18 protein-coding genes are annotated in these 20,254 nt (G+C 61.2%); 13 read left to right on the top strand and 5 right to left on the bottom strand.

Annotated features, from left to right (window positions below):
• Positions 1-44 precede the first annotated feature (44 nt).
• From ACR1XV_RS15715 to ACR1XV_RS15660, 12 genes are all read left to right on the top strand, one after another.
• Positions 45-821, top strand: a complete 777-nt coding sequence (locus ACR1XV_RS15715) for an alpha/beta fold hydrolase (RefSeq protein WP_480532985.1) — start codon at positions 45-47, stop codon at positions 819-821.
• Complete coding sequence (locus ACR1XV_RS15710; protein ID WP_480520958.1) at positions 802-1,656, top strand: phosphoenolpyruvate hydrolase family protein; 855 nt, start codon at positions 802-804, stop codon at positions 1,654-1,656. The genes ACR1XV_RS15715 and ACR1XV_RS15710 overlap by 20 nt, the downstream gene beginning before the upstream one ends.
• A gap of 14 nt (positions 1,657-1,670) precedes the next feature.
• Positions 1,671-2,897 (top strand): Tm-1-like ATP-binding domain-containing protein, encoded by a 1,227-nt coding sequence (locus ACR1XV_RS15705; protein ID WP_480532983.1) that lies wholly within the window; start codon positions 1,671-1,673, stop codon positions 2,895-2,897.
• On the top strand, positions 2,894-3,931 hold the full coding sequence (locus ACR1XV_RS15700; protein WP_480532981.1) for an ABC transporter ATP-binding protein: 1,038 nt from the start codon (positions 2,894-2,896) through the stop codon (positions 3,929-3,931). The genes ACR1XV_RS15705 and ACR1XV_RS15700 overlap by 4 nt, the downstream gene beginning before the upstream one ends.
• A gap of 31 nt (positions 3,932-3,962) precedes the next feature.
• Positions 3,963-5,411, top strand: coding sequence for an ABC transporter substrate-binding protein (locus ACR1XV_RS15695; protein WP_480532979.1), 1,449 nt, complete (start codon positions 3,963-3,965; stop codon positions 5,409-5,411).
• Positions 5,412-5,427: 16 nt separating this feature from the next.
• Positions 5,428-6,384, top strand: coding sequence for a carbohydrate ABC transporter permease (locus ACR1XV_RS15690; protein WP_480532977.1), 957 nt, complete (start codon positions 5,428-5,430; stop codon positions 6,382-6,384).
• A 1-nt stretch (position 6,385) separates the two neighbouring features.
• On the top strand, positions 6,386-7,252 hold the full coding sequence (locus ACR1XV_RS15685) for a carbohydrate ABC transporter permease (RefSeq protein ID WP_480532975.1): 867 nt from the start codon (positions 6,386-6,388) through the stop codon (positions 7,250-7,252).
• An 11-nt stretch (positions 7,253-7,263) separates the two neighbouring features.
• The gene (locus ACR1XV_RS15680; protein ID WP_480532974.1) at positions 7,264-8,370 is read left to right on the top strand and encodes an ABC transporter ATP-binding protein; all 1,107 of its coding nucleotides are present in this window, start codon (positions 7,264-7,266) and stop codon (positions 8,368-8,370) included.
• Positions 8,370-8,663 carry a hypothetical protein gene (locus tag ACR1XV_RS15675; protein WP_480532973.1) on the top strand — a complete coding sequence of 98 codons (294 nt, stop codon included), beginning with the start codon at positions 8,370-8,372 and terminating at the stop codon, positions 8,661-8,663. Before ACR1XV_RS15680 ends, ACR1XV_RS15675 begins: the two co-directional genes overlap by 1 nt.
• 15 nt (positions 8,664-8,678) lie before the next feature.
• Positions 8,679-10,634, top strand: coding sequence for an SDR family oxidoreductase (locus ACR1XV_RS15670; RefSeq protein WP_480532972.1), 1,956 nt, complete (start codon positions 8,679-8,681; stop codon positions 10,632-10,634).
• Positions 10,635-10,766: 132 nt separating this feature from the next.
• A complete protein-coding gene (locus ACR1XV_RS15665) occupies positions 10,767-11,828 on the top strand; it encodes a sugar phosphate isomerase/epimerase family protein (RefSeq protein WP_480532970.1) in 1,062 nt (353 codons plus the stop codon).
• Complete coding sequence (locus ACR1XV_RS15660) at positions 11,825-12,949, top strand: Gfo/Idh/MocA family protein (protein WP_480532968.1); 1,125 nt, start codon at positions 11,825-11,827, stop codon at positions 12,947-12,949. The genes ACR1XV_RS15665 and ACR1XV_RS15660 overlap by 4 nt, the downstream gene beginning before the upstream one ends.
• A 584-nt stretch (positions 12,950-13,533) precedes the next feature.
• Here ACR1XV_RS15660 and ACR1XV_RS15655 read toward each other — a convergent pair.
• Genes ACR1XV_RS15655 through ACR1XV_RS15635 form a run of 5 tightly spaced genes read right to left on the bottom strand, consistent with a single transcriptional unit; the run spans position 13,534 to position 19,365 of the window.
• Complete coding sequence (locus ACR1XV_RS15655) at positions 13,534-14,769, bottom strand: Tm-1-like ATP-binding domain-containing protein (protein WP_480532966.1); 1,236 nt, start codon at positions 14,767-14,769, stop codon at positions 13,534-13,536.
• 37 nt (positions 14,770-14,806) lie between these two features.
• Positions 14,807-16,291: an aldehyde dehydrogenase gene (locus ACR1XV_RS15650; RefSeq protein WP_480532964.1), complete on the bottom strand. Its 1,485-nt coding sequence runs from the start codon at positions 16,289-16,291 to the stop codon at positions 14,807-14,809.
• 7 nt (positions 16,292-16,298) lie between these two features.
• Positions 16,299-17,831 carry a tripartite tricarboxylate transporter permease gene (locus ACR1XV_RS15645; protein WP_480532962.1) on the bottom strand — a complete coding sequence of 511 codons (1,533 nt, stop codon included), beginning with the start codon at positions 17,829-17,831 and terminating at the stop codon, positions 16,299-16,301.
• Positions 17,832-17,838: 7 nt separating this feature from the next.
• Positions 17,839-18,375 (bottom strand): tripartite tricarboxylate transporter TctB family protein, encoded by a 537-nt coding sequence (locus ACR1XV_RS15640; protein ID WP_480532960.1) that lies wholly within the window; start codon positions 18,373-18,375, stop codon positions 17,839-17,841.
• Between the two features lie 60 nt (positions 18,376-18,435).
• Positions 18,436-19,365 (bottom strand): tripartite tricarboxylate transporter substrate binding protein, encoded by a 930-nt coding sequence (locus tag ACR1XV_RS15635; RefSeq protein WP_480532958.1) that lies wholly within the window; start codon positions 19,363-19,365, stop codon positions 18,436-18,438.
• Between the two features lie 107 nt (positions 19,366-19,472).
• On the opposite strand from ACR1XV_RS15635, the gene ACR1XV_RS15630 reads away from it, so the two are divergent.
• Positions 19,473-20,252 carry an IclR family transcriptional regulator gene (locus ACR1XV_RS15630; RefSeq protein ID WP_480532956.1) on the top strand — a complete coding sequence of 260 codons (780 nt, stop codon included), beginning with the start codon at positions 19,473-19,475 and terminating at the stop codon, positions 20,250-20,252.
• Positions 20,253-20,254 lie beyond the last annotated feature (2 nt).

Below are 20,254 nucleotides of genomic sequence, written 5' to 3'. Positions count from 1 at the left end.
TCAACAAGATAGAGTTCGAGTCCCATGGCTCGGATACATCTCGGGTGACTCTGGTGCTGGTGCATGGGCTTGGGGCCTCGGCACGGCAGTTCGATGAGCTGGTTGATCTCGCCTCTTCGCGGGTAAGGCTGATTTGTGTCAACTTTCCGGGACACGGGGATAATGTCTGCGATCCGCAAGTCGACCCCGTTGGGTTTTCCGCGTTCCGCGATCTTCTGATCGGGCTTTGCGATGAACTTGGCATTCGAAACGCAGTTTTCTGCGGTATCTCCATGGGTTCGGCACTGTCCTTGATGGTCGCCGCGCGACGACCGGACCTGTGCAGCTATGTGATGGCTATTCGACCCGCATGGCTGACTGAGAACTGCCCGGCAAACCTACGTTTTATCGGGCAGATCGGTGAACTGTTCCGTGATCTCGACAGCGAACAGGTGCAGGCAAAGATCGAGGCCGAACCGGAATTTTGCGACATGATGCAGGATGTGCCACGCGCCGCTCAGTCGGTTTTGTCGGCCATCAAACGTCCGCACGCGAAACAGCACGCGCCGGTTCTGGCGGCGATGGTGCAGGACGCGCCGTTTCGCCGTGTTGCCGAATTGCGCGAGATCCGTTGCCCGGTCTGTGTTGTCGGTACCAACGCCGATGCGTTGCACCCGGTTGAACTGGCGCATCAGACGGCCAACGCGCTGCCGAATGCGCGCCTTGAAATTCTGCCCCCCCGGTATCTGGAGCCCGAGGCACATGCGTGTGCCCTGAAGCAATTGATCCGGGATGTGGTCGCCCTGTCTGACGGAGAACAAGATGATTACAAAGCGAGTTGACCCGCAGGACTTTCTGACCCGGATGCGTCAGAAGGTGCAGAACCGCGATCCGATCATGATCGCCAGCGCCGGTAGCGGGCTGGTCGCCAAGCTGCTGGAAGAGCAGGGGGTCGATATCATCAACACCTTTTCCGGCGCGCGGCTGCGGGCCAACGGGATGGGCACAATGTCGATGATGTGGCCCATTCTGGACAGCAACGCGCAGACGCTGAACTACACCCGCGAAGACATCATGCCGGCGCTATCCGGCAAGGCGATGATCTGCGCTTGCCTCAACGCCAATGATCCCCTGCGGGATATGCGCATGGTGCTTGAGGACTGCCAGCGCATGGGGGCGAATGCGGTCTCGAATATCGGGCCGTCGGTGTCTTATGTGGACGAGGGCAGCGAGATCAAGAAAGTCCTGACCAGCGCCGGTGTCACTCTGGACAATGAGATCGAGATGCTGCGTTTGGCCAAAGAGATGGGCATGGTCGCGGTCGGTCTGGCCTTCACGCCCGAAGACTCCGAGCGGATCGTGGCCGAGGCACAGCCGCATATCTTCTGCTACCACGCGGGGACCACCAAGGGCGGGCGCACCGGGTATGACAATGGCTCGACCATCGCCGACACCGCGCGCGACACCGAGGCCGTGTACCAGCGCGCGCTTGAGATCGCACCCGACACCATTCTGGTCGGCCACGGGGCCGCGATGGAAACCCCCGAAGACGCGCAGTTCATGCTGAACAACACCAGCGGCCACGGTTTCTGGACCGGATCCTCGACCGAGCGGTTGCCGATTGAACGTGCGGTGACGCAGGCGGCCTCGGATTTTCGCAAGCTTTCATTTCAGTAATCGACAGGTGTGACATGACCCCCAGCATCGCCATTCTGGCCACAGCCGATACCAAAGGGCACGAGATTGCCTTTCTGCGGGATCAGATCACCGCACAGGGCGTCACGGCCCGGGTGTTCGATTTCGGTGTGATGGGTGACCCGCAGATCGCGGTCGATGTCAGCGCCGATCAGATCGCGCAGGTGGGCGGGGCCGATCTGGCTACCCTGCGCGCGGATGGCAAACGCGAAGAAGCCAGCGCCACCATGTCGTCAGGCATGACCAAGCTGCTGCTGGACCGTCTGGCAAAGGGTCAGTTGCAGGGTGTGATCGGGCTGGGCGGCACGCAGGGAACCGCTGCTATTGCCACCGTCATGCAGGCTCTGCCGTACGGAGTGCCCAAGGTGATGTTCTCGACCATGGCGTCGGGCGATACGTCTGGCTATGTGGGCATTCGCGACGTGACCATGATGTTCTCGGTCAGCGATATTCTGGGGCTCAACCCGTTTTCCCGCGCCATGCTGACCAATGCCGCCGGGGCCATCGCCGGGATGGCCAAGGCGGGGGCCGATCTGAACTTTCAATCCGACCGCCCGGTGATCGGCATGACCAATCTGGGTGTGCTGACGCAAGGCACCATGCGCGCCATCGAGCTGCTGAATGACAAGGGATACGAGGTGATCGTGTTCCACGCGGTCGGCTCGGGCGGGGCCGCGATGGAGGCGATGATGCGCGAGGGCGTGATCTCGGCGGTGTTCGATTACGGGCTGGGTGAGCTGGCAGATCAGATGTTCGGCGGCATCCGCGCCTGTGACGACACGCGCCTGACTGTGGCAGCGGAACTGGGCCTGCCGCAGGTGATCGTGCCGGGCGGGATCGATCATCTGGGCATTCTGCTGGATGAGCCCAACACCGTGCCGGATCAATATGCCGACCGGCCTTATGCCTTCCACAACCCGGTGATCTTCGTGCCGCGCACCACCGCCGGGGAAGGCCAGCAGATGATGGCCGAGCTTGGCCGCCGGGCGGCGCAGGCAAAGCACACCAGCTTTTTGCTGCCGATGAAGGGGGGCAGCGCCTATTCGGTCGAGGGCGGGCCGCTGCAGGACAAAGAGGCCGACAAGGCCCTGTTTGCGGCGGCCCATGACGCCCTGTCCGGCATCGGCCCGGTGATCGAGGTCGACGCCGCCGCCGAAGACGCCGCCTTTATCGAACGGGCCGTCGACACGCTGATCGGCAATATCGAGGCGGCGGGCAAATGACCCTGTCGCTGAGCAATATCCACAAACGCTATGGCGGGCTGCACGCGCTGAAAGGCGTGCATCTGAATGTTCCCGAAGGCGCGTTCTATGCGCTGCTTGGGCCGTCCTCGGCCGGTAAAACCACGGCGTTGCGGGTGATTTGCGGGTTGGAAACGCCAGACGAAGGGACAGTGACCCTATTTGGCCAGCGCGCCAATGACGCGCCTATTCAGGGGCGCGGGCTGGCGATGATCTTTCAAAGCTTTGCGCTCTATCCGCATCTGAACGTGCGCGAAAATCTGGCCTATCCCCTGCGCCGCAGCGGTCTGCCGTCGCAGGAGATCGACAAAAAGATCGGGCGCGTGGCCGAAACGCTGAACATCCAGCACCGGCTGGGCAACCGCACCGACCAGCTTTCGGGCGGCGAACAACAGCGCGTCGCCATTGGCCGCGCTCTGATCCGCGAGCCGCAGGTTCTGTTGCTGGATGAGCCGCTGACCAATCTGGACGCCAAACTGCGCGACGCCATGCGGGTCGAATTCAAGCGCTTGCATCGCGAGTTGGGGATCACGATGCTGTATGCCACTCCCGATCAGCTAGAGGCCACGACGATGGCCGATCAGATCGCGGTGATCGACGAAGGGCGGATCATCGCAACCGGCACGCCGCAGGACCTGTATCACGCGCCGCCGGATGCGCGGGTGGCGCAGCTGGTGGGCTCACCGCCGGTCAATATTGTGCCCATCCGTGCACGCTCGAACGCGGGCACGTGGCTGGGCTTTGCGCAGCTTTCGATCGCGGCGCCTGACGGCACGGTCTGTGCCATTCGCCCGCATGATCTGACCGTCGCCCCGGATGAGGCCGATTTCGAAGGCGCGGTCGTTCTGACCGAGGCCCTGGGCGATGTCAGCGTCGTCACGGTTCAGGCCGGTGACGCCCAGCTGCGCACCGTTCTGTACGGGGCGGACGCGGCGCGGGTCCGGATCGGCGATCAACTACCGCTCAAAATCAATCACGCCATGTACCTGCCCGCAGAGGAGGGTGTGCAGGTCTAACAACGCAACTGAACAACCAACGGAGGAGAGAATGACCAGATTCAGCAAAACGGGGGCGTTTCTGTCAGCGACGATACTGGCCGGATCGGCCGTCGCCGCAGAAGACATCACCATCCGCATGGCGGCACCCGATTGGGGGCCCACGCGTTTCATGCAGGACTATGCCAATGAAACCTACACCGCCCCGTCGGGCAACAACGTCAAGCTTGAGATCGACTTTATCCCGTGGCCGAATTTCTTTGACCGGGTGAATGCTTCGCTGAACTCGGGCGAGCAGAAATACCAGATGCTGGTGTCCGATAGTCAATGGCTGGGCACCTTTATCGAGGCCGGTCATTTCATGAAGCTGAATGACCACATCGCCGAAGACCCGGAACTTCAGGCCATCATCAAGGACCTGCATCCGGCGCTGGTCTCGGGCTATTCGACCTACCCCAACGTGCCTGCGGACAAGATCGCCGAGATGGGGAACTACTCGCCGGACGTCAACTATTACGGCTTCCCGCAATTCCCCGATAACTACTTCACCTATTATCGCAATGATCTGTTCTGCGACGAAGGTGAAAACGCGGCGTTTCAGGAAAAATACGGTGCCGCGCTGCCCTGCGCGCCCGAAGCCTGGGACAGCGTGACCTGGGATGACTGGGGCAACTATGGTGAGTTCTTCACCCGCAAGGCCGGCGAAACGCTGGCAGGCAAAACGCTGGACAGCGACTTCTACGGCATCGCCTATCAGGCGGGCAAGCCGCTGGATTTCTCGACCATGCAGATCAACGCGTTTTTCTGGCAATGGGGCGGCGGCATCTGGGATGAGGCCAATGAGCCCAACGCGCCGGTCATGGGTGTTGTGAATTCCGACGAAAACGTCGCCGGGTTCGAACGCTATCTGGAACTGCTGAACTATGCGCCGCCGATCGCCAAGACCGGTCAGATGGGCATCTTTGAAATTCAGGACCTTTATATGCAGGGCAAAATTGCCGCCATCATCGACTGGGCCGCGCTGGCAGCGCCGGTCGTTGATCCCGCCACCAGTCAGGTCGCCGATGTCACCAGCTTTGGCATGATGCCGGGTAACATGCTGAACGGCGCGTTGGACCGCAGCGCCAATCTGGGCGGCCAGCCTTTTGTTCTGACCACATGGAACGATGATCTGGTCGTGGCCGAGGCGCTGGATCTGGTCAAATGGTGGCTCTCCGAGGACACGCAGATCGCCGCTGTCAAAGCGGGTGGGCAATCGGGTCTGACCTCGGTTCTGGAAAACCCCGACTATGACAGCTGGGCGCCGTGGAATGCCACCTATCGCAAGTCGCTGCCCTGGCAGAAGGACCTGTGGCACGTGCCCGAGATGTTCGAGATGCTGACCCAGCAGCAGGAAGAGTTCGACCGCGCCATTACGGGTCAGGTTTCGGCCCGCGAGGCGCTGGATGCTGTGGCCGAATTCCAGGACGAGCTGCTGCGCGACGCGGATCGCCTGCAGTAAACCGATGGAGAAAGCTGTGAATCAGGCTGTACGACCTCCCAAACTGCCGTCCGCTTTTGATCAAAAGGCGGAAACGCGCGGCTTTCTCCAATGGATCAACGCGCCAGAGCGGCGCGGGGCACTTCTGGTGACGCCCGCTCTGGCCACCCTGTTTCTGATCAATATCCTACCGCTGCTGTGGTCTTTCGGGCTCAGCTTTTTCAACTACCGCGCCAATCGGCAAAAACCGCCCAAGTTTCAGGGACTTGAAAATTACACCGACCTGCTGGGCGATGACCGCGTGTGGGAGAGGTTCGTGACCACCGGACTGATCGTCAGTTCCTCGGTCGCGCTGCAATTGCTGGTCGGGTTCGGGCTGGCGTTGCTGTTTGCCAAGAAGTTCCCGATGCGACGGCTGGCGCTGATGTTCGTGCTGACACCGATGATGCTGTCCTTTGTGTCGGTCGCGATTTTCTTCAAACTGTTCTACGATCCGACGCTGGGCATGTTGTCGTGGTTCATCAGCCTGTTTACGGGCGAAAGCTTTGCGCTGCTGGCCACCCCGGCCGGGGCCATCGCCGGCATCGTCATCGCCGATGCCTGGATGTGGTCGCCATTTGTGATGCTATTGGTGCTGGCCGGACTGGTCTCGGTTCCGGGATACCTGTACGAGGCCGCCGAGATCGACCGCGCCTCAAGCTGGAAACGGTTTCGCACGATCACCTTTCCCTATGTCAAAAGCCTGCTGCTGCTGGCGCTGCTGTTCCGCACGATCGAGACATTCAAGACCTTCGATCTGGTCTTCCTGATCACCGAAGGCGGGCCGGGCTCGACTACCGAGACCATCGCCATCTATGCCTATCGGCTGGGCTTTCAGTTCTTCCGCACCAGCGAGGCTTCGGCTCTGGCCTATATGATCCTGTTCGTCGTGATCGTGCTGACCTCGATCTACCTCTACGTGGTGAAACAACGCAATGAAACGGAGGGCGCGTGATATGGCAGCGTCGTTTCGCACCCATGATCAGGCAGGTCCGGTCCGCACCGCATGCGCCTGGCTGGTGGGCATCGTCTACTTTGCGCCGGTCTTCTGGATCATCCTTACTGCCTTCAAAACCCGGGCCGATGCGTTGGCGATCCCGCCCAAGCTGTTCTTTTCCCCGACGCTGGGCAATTTCCGCGCCGTCTTCTTCCAGACATCGGCCACCGGAGAGGTCACAGGGTCGGGCGTCTGGCTCTATTTCGCGAATTCGGCCTTCATTGCGGGGTCATCGGTGCTGCTGGCGCTGATCATCGGGACGCTGGCGGCCTATGCGTTCTCGCGCTATCCGCTGAAAGGTAACGACACCTACCTGTTTGTGATCCTGTCGACCCGGATGCTGCCGCCGATTGTGGTGATCATCCCGATCTTTCTGGTGTTTCGTCTGACCGGGCTATCGGGGTCCTATATCGGGATCATCCTGCTTTATACAGGCTTCAACCTGCCGTTTTCGATCTGGATGATGAAAAGCTTCTTTGACGATCTCAACCCCGAGGTCGAGGACAGCGCCCGCATGGACGGCTCGGGCGGCTGGTCGGTCTTTGGTCGTATCGCGCTGCCGCAGGTCAAGGCGGGGCTGGCTGCAACGGCGGTTTTTGCACTGATCCTGACATGGAACGAGTTCATCTTTGCCCTGCTGTTGACCGGCCCCGAGACCCGAACGGTCCCGGTCGCCATCGCCAGCACCATCGGTGGTGAGATCGGCGTCGATTGGGGCAAGCTCTCGGCCATGGTGTCGCTGTTCCTCGTCCCTGTCTTCATCGTGACTTTCGCTTTGCAGAACCAACTGCTGCGCGGGGTCACTTTTGGCACTGTCCGCAAATAGAGGAGGCCGAAATGAATGAGTTGAAACTGTCCGGCCTGACCAAGTTCTTCGGCGATTTCGCTGCGGTTCAGGATGTAGACGTCACCGTTCAACCGGACGAGGTGCTGTGTCTGCTGGGCCCGTCGGGCTGTGGAAAAACCACCACTCTGCGTATGATCGCAGGGCTGGAATCCGCCACGAAAGGCAGCGTTCATTTCGGTGACCGAGACGTGACCGCCCTGCCCGCACGGGACCGGGATGTGGCGATGGCTTTCCAGTTCTATGCGCTCTACCCCGATCTGACGGTGGGCCAGAACCTTGTCTATCCGCTGCAGGCCGAGGGCGCGAGCCCTGAGGAAACCGCCGACCGTCTAGCCCGGATTGCCGATATCCTGCAACTGAATGAGGTTCTGGATCGCTATCCGCATCAGCTATCCGAGGGCGAGAAACAACGCGTTGCCGTGGGCCGCTGCGTGATCCGTGCGCCCAATGCGTTTCTGTTCGACGAACCGCTGAGCCGACTGGACGCAAAGCTGCGCGATGAGATGCGCGGCTCGATCCGCAAGGTACTGGCGACGCTGGACCGCCCCACCGTGATCGTCACCCATGACCAGCTTGAGGCGATGACCATGGGCGACCGGATTGCCGTCATGCGTGATGGAAGGGTCGAGCAGGTCGGCCGCCCGCTGGATGTGTTTGAACGTCCCGCGAATACCTTTGTTGCGGGCTTTATTGGCACGCCGCAGATGAACCTGCTGAAAGGGCACTGTATTGCGGCCAATGACAGCGGGCTGGAACTTGATCTGTCGGGCGAGACGATCCGGTTGCCCTCGGACCCGTTCAGGGCGTTGCCACAGACCGGGTCTGAGATAACGCTTGGATTCCGCCCCCGCGCGGCGGCGCGCGCTGGGGAAACCGGCATGGCGTTAAAGGCCGCGCGCGTGTTCCTGTCAGAGAACATGGGGGCCGAAACGTTGGTGCACTCGGATTGGAACGGTCAGGACCTGCGGGTGCTGGCGCATGGGCCGGGGCGTCCCCAGGGGCAGGTGCATGACGTGCAGGTCGACCCAGCCGATCTGACCCTGTTCGGCTCGGACGGCATCCGCATCACCCGGAAGTCCGAGAAGGAGGCCGCATGATGCCAACGCTCAGTAAATCGAGTGCGACGCGTGCGCGGGGGGCCATTCTGGGGCTTTCCATCGGGTCGCTGATAGCGGTGTTTCAGCCATTCTCTCATATCCTGTTTCAGATCGGCTGCGTCACCGCCTTTCTGTCAGCGATCCTGTTCAACATGATGCCCTTCCTGGTGGCCGGGCGGCCTGTGTCATCCCTGAAACAACCCGCACTGACGATCCTGATCGTGTTCCTGACGCTGGTCGGTTTCGCCATTTTGTCCGCCTGGGGGTACGTGCTGTACCTGCAGGCGCAATAACCTTCGGAGCCTGAAATGCAAAACCGCTGGAGCCCGGCTGAGGCCGATGCGCTGAACTCGGACCTTGAACTGCGCGCCTATAGCTCGCGCCTGATTGGGGTTGACCCGGAACTGGTGCTGCACGGGGGCGGCAATACCTCGGTCAAAATCACGCAGACGGATATTTTCGGGCAGAGCGTCGATGCGATCTATGTAAAGGCCTCGGGCTTTGATCTGGCGCAGATGTGGACCGAAGGCTTCACCGGGCTCGAGCGGAGCAAGCTGCTGGCCCTGTCCGAACTGCCCGCCCTGTCCGACCCGGACATGGTGCGCGAGGTCAAGCGCGCTCAGTTTGATCCGCAAGCGGCGAACGCGTCGATCGAAGCGATTGTTCATGCGGTGATCCCGCATAAATTCGTCGATCATTCCCATGCGGATGCGATCCTGACGATCTCAAACTCAATGCTGTCGCCCGAAACCTGGAGCCAGATTTTCGGCGACGGTGTGGCGGTGTTGCCTTATGTCAAACCCGGTTTCGATCTGGCCAAGCAGATCGCCGCTTTTGCGCGCGACGGCGGGTTTGACCGCTGTGATGGGCTGGTGCTGGAGAACCACGGGCTGTTTACCTTTCATGACGACGCGAAAGCCAGCTATGACCGCCATATCGAACTGGTCGCCATCGCGCAGAGCTTTCTTGAGGAAAACTACGGCGCGTTGTCGCCTGCGCCCGCGCTGACGGATGATCCGCTGGCGCTGGCAGGGTTGCGTCGGGCGGTGGGCGATCTGGCGGGGTTCCCCGTGCTGTCGCGTCCCTCGTGCAGTGTACCGGAGGGCTTTGCCGGGCGGCTGGCCGAACTGACCAAGACCGGAACCGTCACGCCCGAGCATGTTATTCACAACAAACCGTTTCCCGCACTGATCGGGCCGGATGCCACCGCCGATCTGGCGCGGTTTGCCGCCGACTATCAGGCCTATTTCAACCGCGCTGGCGATCAAAATTTGCAGCGACTGCCCCTGAACCCACATTGGGCGGTGTCGCACACGGGCAGTATCCGCAGCTTTGGCCCCAACCTGAAACGCGCCGATATCTCGGCCGATGTGGCGCGCACGACGGCGAAGGCGCTGCTTTATGCGCAGGAAACCGGCGGCTGGCAGGGGTTGAGCGAGGACGACCTGCGCGGGCTGGAATACTGGGAATTGGAACAGGCCAAGCTGAAGAAACAGCCCAAAGGCCCCGAATTGACCGGCAAGATCGCGGTGGTGACCGGGGCGGCCACCGGTATCGGACGCGCGATTGCGCAAAAGCTGCACGTGCAGGGGGCCGTTGTGGTCGGGCTCGATATCAACCCTGCGGTCGTCGAAAACTTGTCCGGTTTCGGGCTTTCGGGAGCGGTGGTTGACGCCACTGACCGAGCTGCGGTCGAGGCTGAATTGGACGCTGTCGTGCAAGCCTATGGTGGGCTGGATATTCTGGTGTCGAACGCGGGTATTTTCACCGCGGGTGCGCAGGTCGAGGATATGGATGACGAAAGCTGGGCCAAATCCATGCGCGTCAATCTGGACGCCCACATGATCCTGTCCCGCGCCGCCGTGCCTTATCTGCGGCAGGGTTTTGACCCGTCGATCCTGTTCATGGCCTCGCGCAATGTTTCGGCTCCGGGTGCAGGGGCGTCGGCCTATTCGGTGGCCAAGGCCGGGCTGACTCAACTGATGCGCATTCTGGCACTGGAACTGGCAGAGGCAGGGATCACTGTAAACGCCCTGCATCCTGATGCTGTTTTTGACACAGACCTTTGGACAGACGAGGCGCTGGAGCGATCCGCTAGGCGCTACGGCCTGACAGTTGAAGAATACAAAACACGCAACTTGATGAAATCCGAGATCACGTCAGAGCATGTCGCCAAAGCAGCGCTCGCGCTTGTCGGCGAGAACTTTCGTCGGACAACAGGCGCGCAAATCCCGTTGGATGGTGGAAACGATCGTGTAATTTGAGCAAGTGTTAAGACGCCCGGGCGGTTATGCTGAACGACTTCAACTACTGGGTTTTTGTCGGGCCGAACTGGCAAATAATCGTTTAAATCCGTCGGGCCCACCTCAGGGCCTGCATTCACGAAGGAGGCTGATATGCCGGGTGCGATCAAGGGGCCGGGGCTGTTTTTGGCCCAGTTCGCGGATGATGTAGCTCCGTTCAACTCTCTGGCTGCGATTGCAAAATGGGCAGCTGATCTGGGATACAAGGCGGTGCAGATCCCGACCTTTGACGGACGTTTGTTCGATTTGGGTAAGGCCGCTGACAGCCAGACCTATTGCGATGAGATCATGGGCACTTGCCGCGAGGCGGGCGTCGAAGTCAGTGAGCTGTCAACTCATCTGCAAGGCCAGTTGGTCGCAGTTCATCCCGCTTATGATCTGGCCTTTGATGCCTTCGCGCCAGACGCCGTCCACGGCAACCCGCAAGCGCGGCAGGAATGGGCCGTCGATCAGGTTAAGAAAGCTGCCATCGCCGCGCGGCGCATGGGGTTGGATACCACAGTCAGTTTCACCGGCTCGCTGGCTTTTCCCTATCTTTATCCGTGGCCGCAACGACCGCAGGGTTTGATCGAAGAGGCCTTCACCGAGCTTGCCCGCCGCTGGCGTCCGATCTTTGATGCCTACGCGGATCAGGGCGTGGCGATTGGCTTCGAAATCCATCCCGGAGAGGACGTGCTCGACGGGGCGACCTTCGAGATGTTCCTGGATGTGGTGGACGGGCACGAGGCCTGCCAGATCAACTACGACCCTTCGCATTTCCTGCTGCAACAGATGGATTACCTGGAATTCATCGACCTCTATCACGAGCGTATCTGCGCCTTTCACGTCAAGGATGCCGAGTTTAACCCGACCGGACGGCAAGGGGTCTATTCCGGCTATCAGGGCTGGTCCAACCGGGCGGGGCGCTTCCGCAGCCTCGGCGACGGGCAGGTGGATTTTGGCGCGATTTTTTCGAAGCTGACGCAGTATGGCTATGACGGTTGGGCGGTGCTGGAGTGGGAATGCTGTCTGAAGTCACCTGAACAAGGCGCGGCTGAGGGTGCGCCGTTTATCGCGCGTCACATCATTGAAAGCTCAGACAAGGCCTTTGATGATTTTGCAGGGGGTGGGGTCGACGAGGCCATGATCAGATCCATGCTGGGGCTGGGCCAATGAAACCTTTGAAACTAGGCATGGTCGGCGGCGGGCAGGGGGCGTTCATCGGGGCCGTGCATCGCATCGCCGCCCGGCTGGATGGTCAGTGGGACCTAGTGGCGGGGGCGCTGTCATCCGACCCGCAGCGGGCTGAAGCCTCGGCGCAGGAACTGGGGATCGCGCGGTCCTATTCCGATTTCCGCCAGATGGCGCAGGTCGAGGCCGCCCTTGACGACGGGATCGATGCCGTGGCCATCGTGACTCCAAATCACATGCACGCCGACCCGGCCGTCGCGTTTCTTGAGGCGGGCATCCACGTCATTTGCGACAAACCACTGGCGGCCACGCCCGAAGATGCGGCGCGGATCAAGGCCGCGGTCGATGCGTCGCCGGCGCATTTCATCCTGACACACAACTATACCGGCTACCCGATGATCCGACAGGCGCGAGAGATGGTGCAAGCAGGTGATCTGGGCAAGCTGCGGCTGGTGCAGGTGGAATACGCGCAGGACTGGCTGACCGAACCAGCGGCACCCGATAACAAACAAGCCGACTGGCGCACCGATCCCGCGCGATCTGGGGCAGGAGCCATCGGCGATATCGGCACCCACGCCTTCAATCTGGCGCATTTCGTGACAGGCGAGGTGCCGTCGCACCTCGCCGCTGACCTATCCAGCATGGTGCCGGGCCGTCAGGTGGACGACAATGCTCACATCCTGCTGCGCTATGCCAGCGGCGCGCGCGGGATGCTGTGGGCCAGCCAAGTTGCCGTCGGCAACGAAAATGGCCTGCGCTTGCGGGTTTACGGAGAGCGGGGCGGGCTGGAGTGGTCACAGGAACACCCCAATCACATGCGATTCTCCCGGTTCGGACAACCTGCACAGATTTTGACCCGCGGTTCGGGTGTGGTTTCGTCGCAGGCGGCTCAGCGAGCAACCCGCATCCCGCCGGGCCATCCCGAAGGGTATCTGGAAGGCTTTGCAACGCTTTACGCCGAGGTCGCCGATCTGATCCGGGGCGATCAAAGCTCGGGCTGTTTGCTGCCGGGCATCGATGATGGTTTGCTGGGCATGGCGTTCATTTCCAGTGCGCTGACGTCAGCCAGCGATGATGGTCGATGGTGTCACATGAGCAACAATTGAAGCGCGACTCCTATTGACAGTGGGGATAGCCGGATCGGCCAGTGAGTTGCGTCTTATTCCGCAAAAATACCTTCAATCTTTTTTGGTTCAAGATACGCGTTATCTCCCGGGCAGGCATTTTTTGCATGCCACGTCATTATCCTATACAAAAATGCGAGGACCCAACGCCGGGAGTTTTCGTGGTCGCACACGAAACCGCCGGCTTTCCTGTGCCTGAATAACTGGAGACAGAAGGACCGATCTATGCACCAAAGGGGCTGGTCCTGTTCTACGGCGTTGCTGAGGCCTTCATTCAAGTCAAAAGCTTCGTGGCGGCTGGGCTGTTTCGACGGTTCGGGCGCATGAAGTCAGGCGTTTTGCCGTGCTTGTCGACTGCGCGATGGGGATATACCTGCCCGCCTTTCGTACTGCTTCTGGTCTCATCCGTTCTTGGGCTTGGGCCGCAAATCGCGTTTCCAAAAAACGCAACTACCGCAATAGCGTAAGAGTATTCTGTCACCCAACGATCTAGCGCGCCGTTGTCGACCCATGCGGCGCTTTCGCTCATCGTTGCCTCAGTTGCGGGGCAAGAAGAAACCTGCCCGCTAGTTCCGACTGATGACCCCGTTCTCCAGCCACGCATCAAACTGTGCCAGCACGGTGCTGCAGAACGCGGCGTCGTTGATGTGAGCGTCCAGTTCGGTCATTGGCACCCGACCAGGCATCACCTTGCGAGCTTCGTCAATCATGGCCGCGAGGGCTTCGGGGTCGTGGGTCTCGCCGCCTTCCTTGTCCCAGGCCTCGACGCCCTGAATTGGAAGGAAGAAATGAACCGGCCCGGTGGCGGCGTCCAGCCGGTCGGCGAGTTCGCGGATCCAGGCGCGGCGTTCGTCGCCGTTGAAGACCGAGCTTTTGATCAGGCGGTTGTGCTCGTGAAAGGGGCGGTCGGTGTACTGGTCGGGGATCTCTTGCCAGCCGGCGAAATCCAGCAGGTCCAGCGCGCCGGGCGCAACCATCTGCGGCGTGCCCGAGCGCCCGGCATTTGTCAGGCGGTCCGTCCCGCTTGAGACGACCGAGCCTGCCAGAAAGTTGACGAACTCCTGCATGCAGAAATCCATCACGCAGGCAAAGGCACCCTCGGCGGCCAGTTTTTCGAAGGCCATACCGCCCATCCCGGTCGAGTGAAACACGGCGACCTCAAAGCCGCGGTCTTCCAGCGCCGGTTTCAGGGTTTTCATGTAGCGCAGGCAGGACGACCCAAGGCTGGTCATACCGATCAGCGGCTTGCTGCGGTCGGGCGCGATGGCGGCTTTGGTCGCACCAACCACGGCACCGGCGGCCTGGCTGAGAGAGGACCGGCAGACCGAGTTCATGCCATAGAGCCCCCCAGCCCACAGGATCATCTGAATGTCCGGGGCCAGACGGTGGGGCGGGATCAGGGGCGAGAAACTGACGGTCGAGACGATGTATTTCGGCACTCCCATCGGCAGGGCCTGCGCGCAGTCCAATGCAAGATCGGTGCCCATCGTGCCGCCGGTGGCCAGCATCCCGTCCAGCCGACCGTCGGCATAGGCCCTTGCCACCACCTTGGCGGCCCCGGCGGACATGACGCGGAACGCTTTGTTTTCATCCCCCAGCGCGATCACCTCGTCGATGGTCATGCCTTCGGCAGCGGCGACCTTGTGCTTTGAGATATCGGTCGGGGCCTCTGGATCGCCCAGAACGGACACGTCCATTGTCAGCACATTTGCGCCTTGCGCGCGGATGACGTCTTCGAGAAACCGCATCTCGGGGTCTTTGGTGTCGTATGTCCCGATCAGCAGGATCGTTTTGTCGGTCATGGGGTCCTCCGGTCCGTGTCTGCAACCTGTCCTGTGGTCAGAATTTGATCCATGCGGTTTTCAGATCGAGGTATTTTTCAAGCGCATGCAATGACTTGTCATGTCCGTTCCCCGACTGGCGCACACCGCCCATCGGCACCGTCAAGTCAGAGCCGCCATAGGTGTTCACATGGACGACGCCTGCGCGGATGCCGGCGATCATGCGGTGGGCGCGGCTTAGGTTTGATGTCCACACGCCCGAGGACAGGCCGTAGACGCTGTCGTTTGCCAGCCGGATCGCCTCGTCCTCGTCCTTGAACGAGGTGACCGCCAGAACCGGGCCGAACACTTCGTTCTGAAACAGGTTGTCGGTGGGCTTCACCCCGGTCATGACGGTTGGGGCCATGTAGTACCCACCGGTGTCCTCGAGAATGCGGAAGCCGCCGGTTCGGCGCTCGGCACCTTCGGCCTCGGCTTTGACTACGAAATTCAGATTGGAGTCCAGTTCCGACAACGAATGAACCGCGCCGATTTGTGTGGTTAGGTCCAGCGGGTCGCCGACGCGCATGGCTTCGGCGTGCTGGACCAGTTCAGCCACGAAATCGTCGTGGATGTCCTCCTGCACCAGCAGGCGCGACCCGGCGATGCAGATCTGGCCTGCGTTGCGGAAGATGCCGCCCGCCGACACCTTGGCGGCCTCGCTTAGGTCCGGGGCGTCGTTGAAGATGATGTTGGGGGATTTGCCACCCAGTTCCAGATAGCAGCGTTTCATATTCGACCGCGCCGAATAGTCCAGCAGCCTCCGCCCGGTTGCGCCCGAGCCTGTGAACACCATGATGTCCACCTCCATCGACAGGGCCAGCGTTTCGCCCACCACGCGGCCCGCGCCGGTGACGACGTTCAGCACCCCGTCGGGCAATCCGGCCTCGGCGGCAAGTTCGGCCAGCCTCAGCAACGACAAAGATGCGCTTTCGGCGGGTTTCAGCACCACCGAATTCCCGGTGGCCAGCGCCGGGGCCAGTTTCCATGCGCCGATCATCATCGGCATGTTCCATGGCACGATTGCACCGACCACCCCGACCGGCGCGTGATGGATCAGGCCCAGAACGTTGTCCGCCGTCGGGGCGATCTGGCCGTAAACCTTGTCGATGGCCTCGGCGTAATAGCGGAAGGTGCCCGCCGCCGACATGGGCTCGGCTTTCAGGGCCATGGTGATCTCGGTGCCATTGTCGCGCACGCCCAGAACCGCCAGTTCAAGGGCGTGTTTCTCGATCAGGTCGGTCAGTTTCAGCAAGACCTTCTTGCGCGCTGCCGGGGATTGGCGGGACCAGCGGCCATCCTCGAACGCGGTGCGGGCGGCGGCAATCGCGGCCTCCATATCAGCCGGAGATCCGTCGGCGATCCGGGTCAGCACTGTGCCGTCAATTGGGGACAGCACGTCGCGGTGGCCACCGTCTTGGGCCGGGACCCAGCACCCGTCGATGAAATGGGACCGGGGCGACAGGGTCTGGGATCGCAGGGCGTCAATATCGGATTGGTTCATGGCAGGATTACCCTTGCTGATTGGGGTGATCGGAATCGACCGGTTGCGCCGTCGGTTCGGGTTTCAGCTTGTTGCGGAATTCAAAGTACAGCGTGCGGAAATGCAGCAGCAGGACCAGCACGATCAGCGCCGTCAGGATCGCCGCGATCGGGCGGTCGACGAAATCGAGCGGGGTTTTGACCCGCGCCATGGCGCTGCGCAGCTTGACTTCCATGATGCCGCCCAGAACCATGCCGAGGATGATCGGCACAATCGGCAGGTCCAGCCGTTTCAGGATCAGGCCGAACACTCCGAACCCAGCCGCGATGGCGCAGTCGGTGATCGAGTTGCGCAGGCTGTAGACACCGACAAAGGCCAGGATCAGGATCATGATGCCCAGAAACCGGGTCGGAATGCGGATGATCTTGAGCAGCAGGTTGGTCGAGAACAGCAGGAACACCAGAACGATCACGTTCAGCAGGATCAGCGCCATATACAGCGCCATCACAAAGTCCATCTGGTTCTCGAACAGCTGCGGGCCGGGGATGACGTTGTGTACATAGAACACCGACAGCATCATCGCGGTCAGCGCCTCGCCCGGGATACCCAGCGCCAGCAGCGGGATCATGGCGGCACCGGGGACCGCGTTGTTGGCGGCCTCAGACGCTACCAGCCCCTCGGGTGCGCCATCGCCGAAGCTGTTGGGGTTTTTCGAGGTCTTTTGCGCATAGGTGTAGGACAGGAATTGCGAGGTGAACTCGCCCGTGCCCGGCACCATGCCCATGAAGACGCCGATGCTGGACGATACGGTGGCGACACGCTTGATGCCCAACAATTCCTTGAGACCGGCGAAGATATTGCCGCTGACATGCGCCTCGCCCGGGGCATGGTTCTTTTCCAGCAGCAGCAGCAGCGCCTGGCTGATCGCAAACAGGCCCAGCACGACCACGATCAGATCGACGCCCGAGGCCAGCCAGCTTTGGTCGAAGGTAAAGCGCCGGGTGTATTTGACCGGCTCCAGCCCGACGGTGTTTAGGAAGATGCCGAAGGCGGCCAGCATACCGGCGGCGAAAATCTGCCCTCGGTGGGCCAGAATGACCAGAACGATCCCCAGCAGGGCCGCCAAAAAGATTTCGCGGCTGCCGAAATGCGGGGCGATCAGGGCAAGGACCGGCGACAGGATCATCAGGCAGATGATCGCAAAGACCCCGCCAAAGAAAGACGCGGAATAGGCCAGCGACAACGCCCGGTGCCCCTGTCCGCGTTTGGTCATCGGATAGCCGTCATAGGTGGTCAGCGCGTTGACCGCCGTGCCGGGCGTGTTGATCAGAATGGCCGGGATCGCGCCGCCATACATGGAGGAGCCATAGATGCCCAACAGCAGCGTCAGCCCGACAATGGGTTCAAATGCAAAGGTGGCAGGCAGCAGGATGGCGATGGCCACAGCCGCGCCAACGCCGGGCACGGCACCGATGATGACGCCGCCGATGGAGCCGACCAGCAAGGCGGCAATCACCTGCCATTGCGTCAGAATTGCAAGGCCTGACAGAAGCGTTTCCATGGGGACCTCAGAGATACGTCAGCGCGAAGGTGCGCACCGAAGCGGGCAGGTATTCATAGGCGGCGCCTGCGGGTATCTTCACCTGCAGGAAGGCGCGGAATATGAGGGTCACCGCAGCGCCGAAAGCGGCGGCAAGCGTGATGGACCGGACGTCTCGGAACCCCGTGCGAAGGGCGAGGAAAACGGCGAAGAGAATGGTTGACGGCAGATATCCCAAAAGCGGGACGACTTTGACGTAAGCCAGAAAATAGGCGACGTATTCGAGTGCCCGAACCCAAAAGACAACCTCGGGCCAGCGGCCCGGAATGCGGTCTGACATGGCCGAGCTGAGCCAGTGCAGAAAGGCAAAGATGACCATCGCCCAAAGCGAGACCATGGGCCAGAAACCGGGTTGCGCAAACCACTTGGTCCGTTTGACGACCTGGGTTTGCTCTCCCAACTGCGTCAGCAGGACGACGGAAAAGATCAGGAAGGCCATGGCAAACACGACATCGCCGGGCCGGCGGTATCGTTTGAACATGTCCTGAAGCGTTCTGGCGATCATGGTCCCCCTCCCAACTTATGGAAAGGCCGCGCGGGATCCCCGCGCGACCTTTCGGTTCACTTATTCGCCGACCAGAGCTTGGATCGCGCCAATCGTCTCGCTGTCGCGCTCAATCTGCGCGTTCGAGGCCTCGGCGTCCTGCCAGTAGATCAGAACGCCGGTCTCACCGATCAGGTTCTGTGCCTTCTCGGTTTGCAGCGCCTTCTGAGCCGCCGCTGCGATTTTGTCGCGCGCCTCTGGCGGGGTGTCCTTGTGGACAAACAGACCGTTCCAAAGCGCCACGTTCAGGTCCGAATGCAGCTCGCTGACGGTGGGTGTGTCCGGGGTCAGGCTGATGCGCTCGTTGCCGATGCTGGCCAGAACGTTGACGTCGTCCATGCAAGGCAGGATCAACTGCAGCGTGGTGTTGATCACGTCGACATCGCCCGAGGCCAGCGTGTTGCAGTCCAGCGCGTCGAAGGCCGCCTCGCTTGCGAAATCAAAGCCCGAGCTGATGGCGGCCGCAAACGTGACCTGTGTGGGCGGCAGGAACGACCCGAAATGCCCCAGCGCCACGTCGTTGTCTTTGCCATAGGCGACCAGTTCTTCCCAATTCGCAAAGGGGGCATCCTTGCCGGACGCGATCACGAAGGGATAGGTCATGAAAATGCCGATCGGCTCGAACGGGTTCGGGGACAGCTCGGGGATGCCGATCTGCGGGCCGCCGATGGGCACGTCGGTCACAAAGGACCCGATGGTGTAGCCATCCGCCGGTGCGGTGGCCACTTCCACCGCGCCCGGGAAGGGGCCACCGCCACCGCCGGGCTTGTTCACGACTGCGGCCGGAACGCCATACATGGCTTGAAATTCGTCCGCGATGATCCGCGTCAGCACGTCCTCGAGATCGCCCGGAGGCCACGGAACGACAAAGGTCACCGGTTTTTCAGGGTACTCGGCCAGTGCGGCCGTTGCACAAGCAACAAAAGCGGCGGCTGTTAGAATTTTCTTCATTGGCACCTCCCGTTGTGGTTCATTAGTTGAACCGCGTTACCAATAATAATGTTGCGTTGTTAAGCGTATTCTGTCAAGTATTACCTTAGCCAGAGGATATAGAACACATGGGTACCGCCCTGAACGCCCTGAAAATGCTCAACTACTTTTCGAACGCCCGGCCCGAAATCGGGCTGAGTCAGTTCGCGCGCCTGTCTGGTTTAAGCAAGGCCACCGCCCTGCGGCACCTGCGGGCGCTTGAGGAATACGGGCTGGTTGAACAGAATCCGATGACGAAATCCTATGCCGTCGGGCCCGTCGCGTTGCGTCTGGCGGCGCTGCGCCAGATCGCGCGCCCGGGTATCGAAAGCGCCCGTCAGAGAATGCAAACCGCCATGCACGATGTGGGTGAAAGCCTGCATCTGTCTTTGCTGGAAAAAGAGGCGCTGCGGACCGCGCTGGTGGTAGAAACCACCCATCACAGCGTCCGTGTCAGTCTGGACCCCAGCGAGGTCCTTCCGATCAATGCGACCGCTTCGGGCCTGTGTATGCTCAGCTTTGGTCCGGCGTTTCTGGCAGATCGCCTGGGGCAGGGCGATCACGTGCGGTACACCGAGACCACTCTGACCGACCCGGTTCAGATCAGCGAACGCGTCGCGGCAATCAGCCAAACCGGCTGGGCCAACAGCAACGGAAGCTATGAGAGTGGCGTGCACGGCTATGCAGCCCCCATATTCGGTATTGATCAGGTGGCCCTGGGAACCATTGCCATTGCGGTTCCCGAAGGCCGCGCCACGGGCGACCTGCTGCCCGGGATTCTGGCCACCCTGCGCGCCCTTACGACAGACCTGACCGCGATCTTCGGCGGCCAGCTTCCCGATACATTCCCAACCGAATTTCACCCCTGAAC

This window comes from Ruegeria sp. AD2(2025) (assembly GCF_056542385.1).
Note: the sequence above shows the minus strand (reverse complement) of the source record. Positions and strands in the feature narration are given on the sequence as shown.

Excerpts from the sequence above, each read along its gene's own strand:
- ACR1XV_RS15710 (WP_480520958.1), top strand. The coding sequence starts at position 802 with ATGATTACAAAGCGAGTTGACCCGCAGGACTTTCTGACCCGGATGCGT.
- ACR1XV_RS15705 (WP_480532983.1), top strand. The coding sequence starts at position 1,671 with ATGACCCCCAGCATCGCCATTCTGGCCACAGCCGATACCAAAGGGCAC.
- ACR1XV_RS15700 (WP_480532981.1), top strand. The coding sequence starts at position 2,894 with ATGACCCTGTCGCTGAGCAATATCCACAAACGCTATGGCGGGCTGCAC.
- ACR1XV_RS15695 (WP_480532979.1), top strand. The coding sequence starts at position 3,963 with ATGACCAGATTCAGCAAAACGGGGGCGTTTCTGTCAGCGACGATACTG.
- ACR1XV_RS15685 (WP_480532975.1), top strand. The coding sequence starts at position 6,386 with ATGGCAGCGTCGTTTCGCACCCATGATCAGGCAGGTCCGGTCCGCACC.
- ACR1XV_RS15680 (WP_480532974.1), top strand. The coding sequence starts at position 7,264 with ATGAATGAGTTGAAACTGTCCGGCCTGACCAAGTTCTTCGGCGATTTC.
- ACR1XV_RS15675 (WP_480532973.1), top strand. The coding sequence starts at position 8,370 with ATGCCAACGCTCAGTAAATCGAGTGCGACGCGTGCGCGGGGGGCCATT.
- ACR1XV_RS15670 (WP_480532972.1), top strand. The coding sequence starts at position 8,679 with ATGCAAAACCGCTGGAGCCCGGCTGAGGCCGATGCGCTGAACTCGGAC.
- ACR1XV_RS15665 (WP_480532970.1), top strand. The coding sequence starts at position 10,767 with ATGCCGGGTGCGATCAAGGGGCCGGGGCTGTTTTTGGCCCAGTTCGCG.
- ACR1XV_RS15660 (WP_480532968.1), top strand. The coding sequence starts at position 11,825 with ATGAAACCTTTGAAACTAGGCATGGTCGGCGGCGGGCAGGGGGCGTTC.
- ACR1XV_RS15655 (WP_480532966.1), bottom strand. The coding sequence starts at position 14,769 with ATGACCGACAAAACGATCCTGCTGATCGGGACATACGACACCAAAGAC.
- ACR1XV_RS15650 (WP_480532964.1), bottom strand. The coding sequence starts at position 16,291 with ATGAACCAATCCGATATTGACGCCCTGCGATCCCAGACCCTGTCGCCC.
- ACR1XV_RS15645 (WP_480532962.1), bottom strand. The coding sequence starts at position 17,831 with ATGGAAACGCTTCTGTCAGGCCTTGCAATTCTGACGCAATGGCAGGTG.
- ACR1XV_RS15640 (WP_480532960.1), bottom strand. The coding sequence starts at position 18,375 with ATGATCGCCAGAACGCTTCAGGACATGTTCAAACGATACCGCCGGCCC.
- ACR1XV_RS15635 (WP_480532958.1), bottom strand. The coding sequence starts at position 19,365 with ATGAAGAAAATTCTAACAGCCGCCGCTTTTGTTGCTTGTGCAACGGCC.
- ACR1XV_RS15630 (WP_480532956.1), top strand. The coding sequence starts at position 19,473 with ATGGGTACCGCCCTGAACGCCCTGAAAATGCTCAACTACTTTTCGAAC.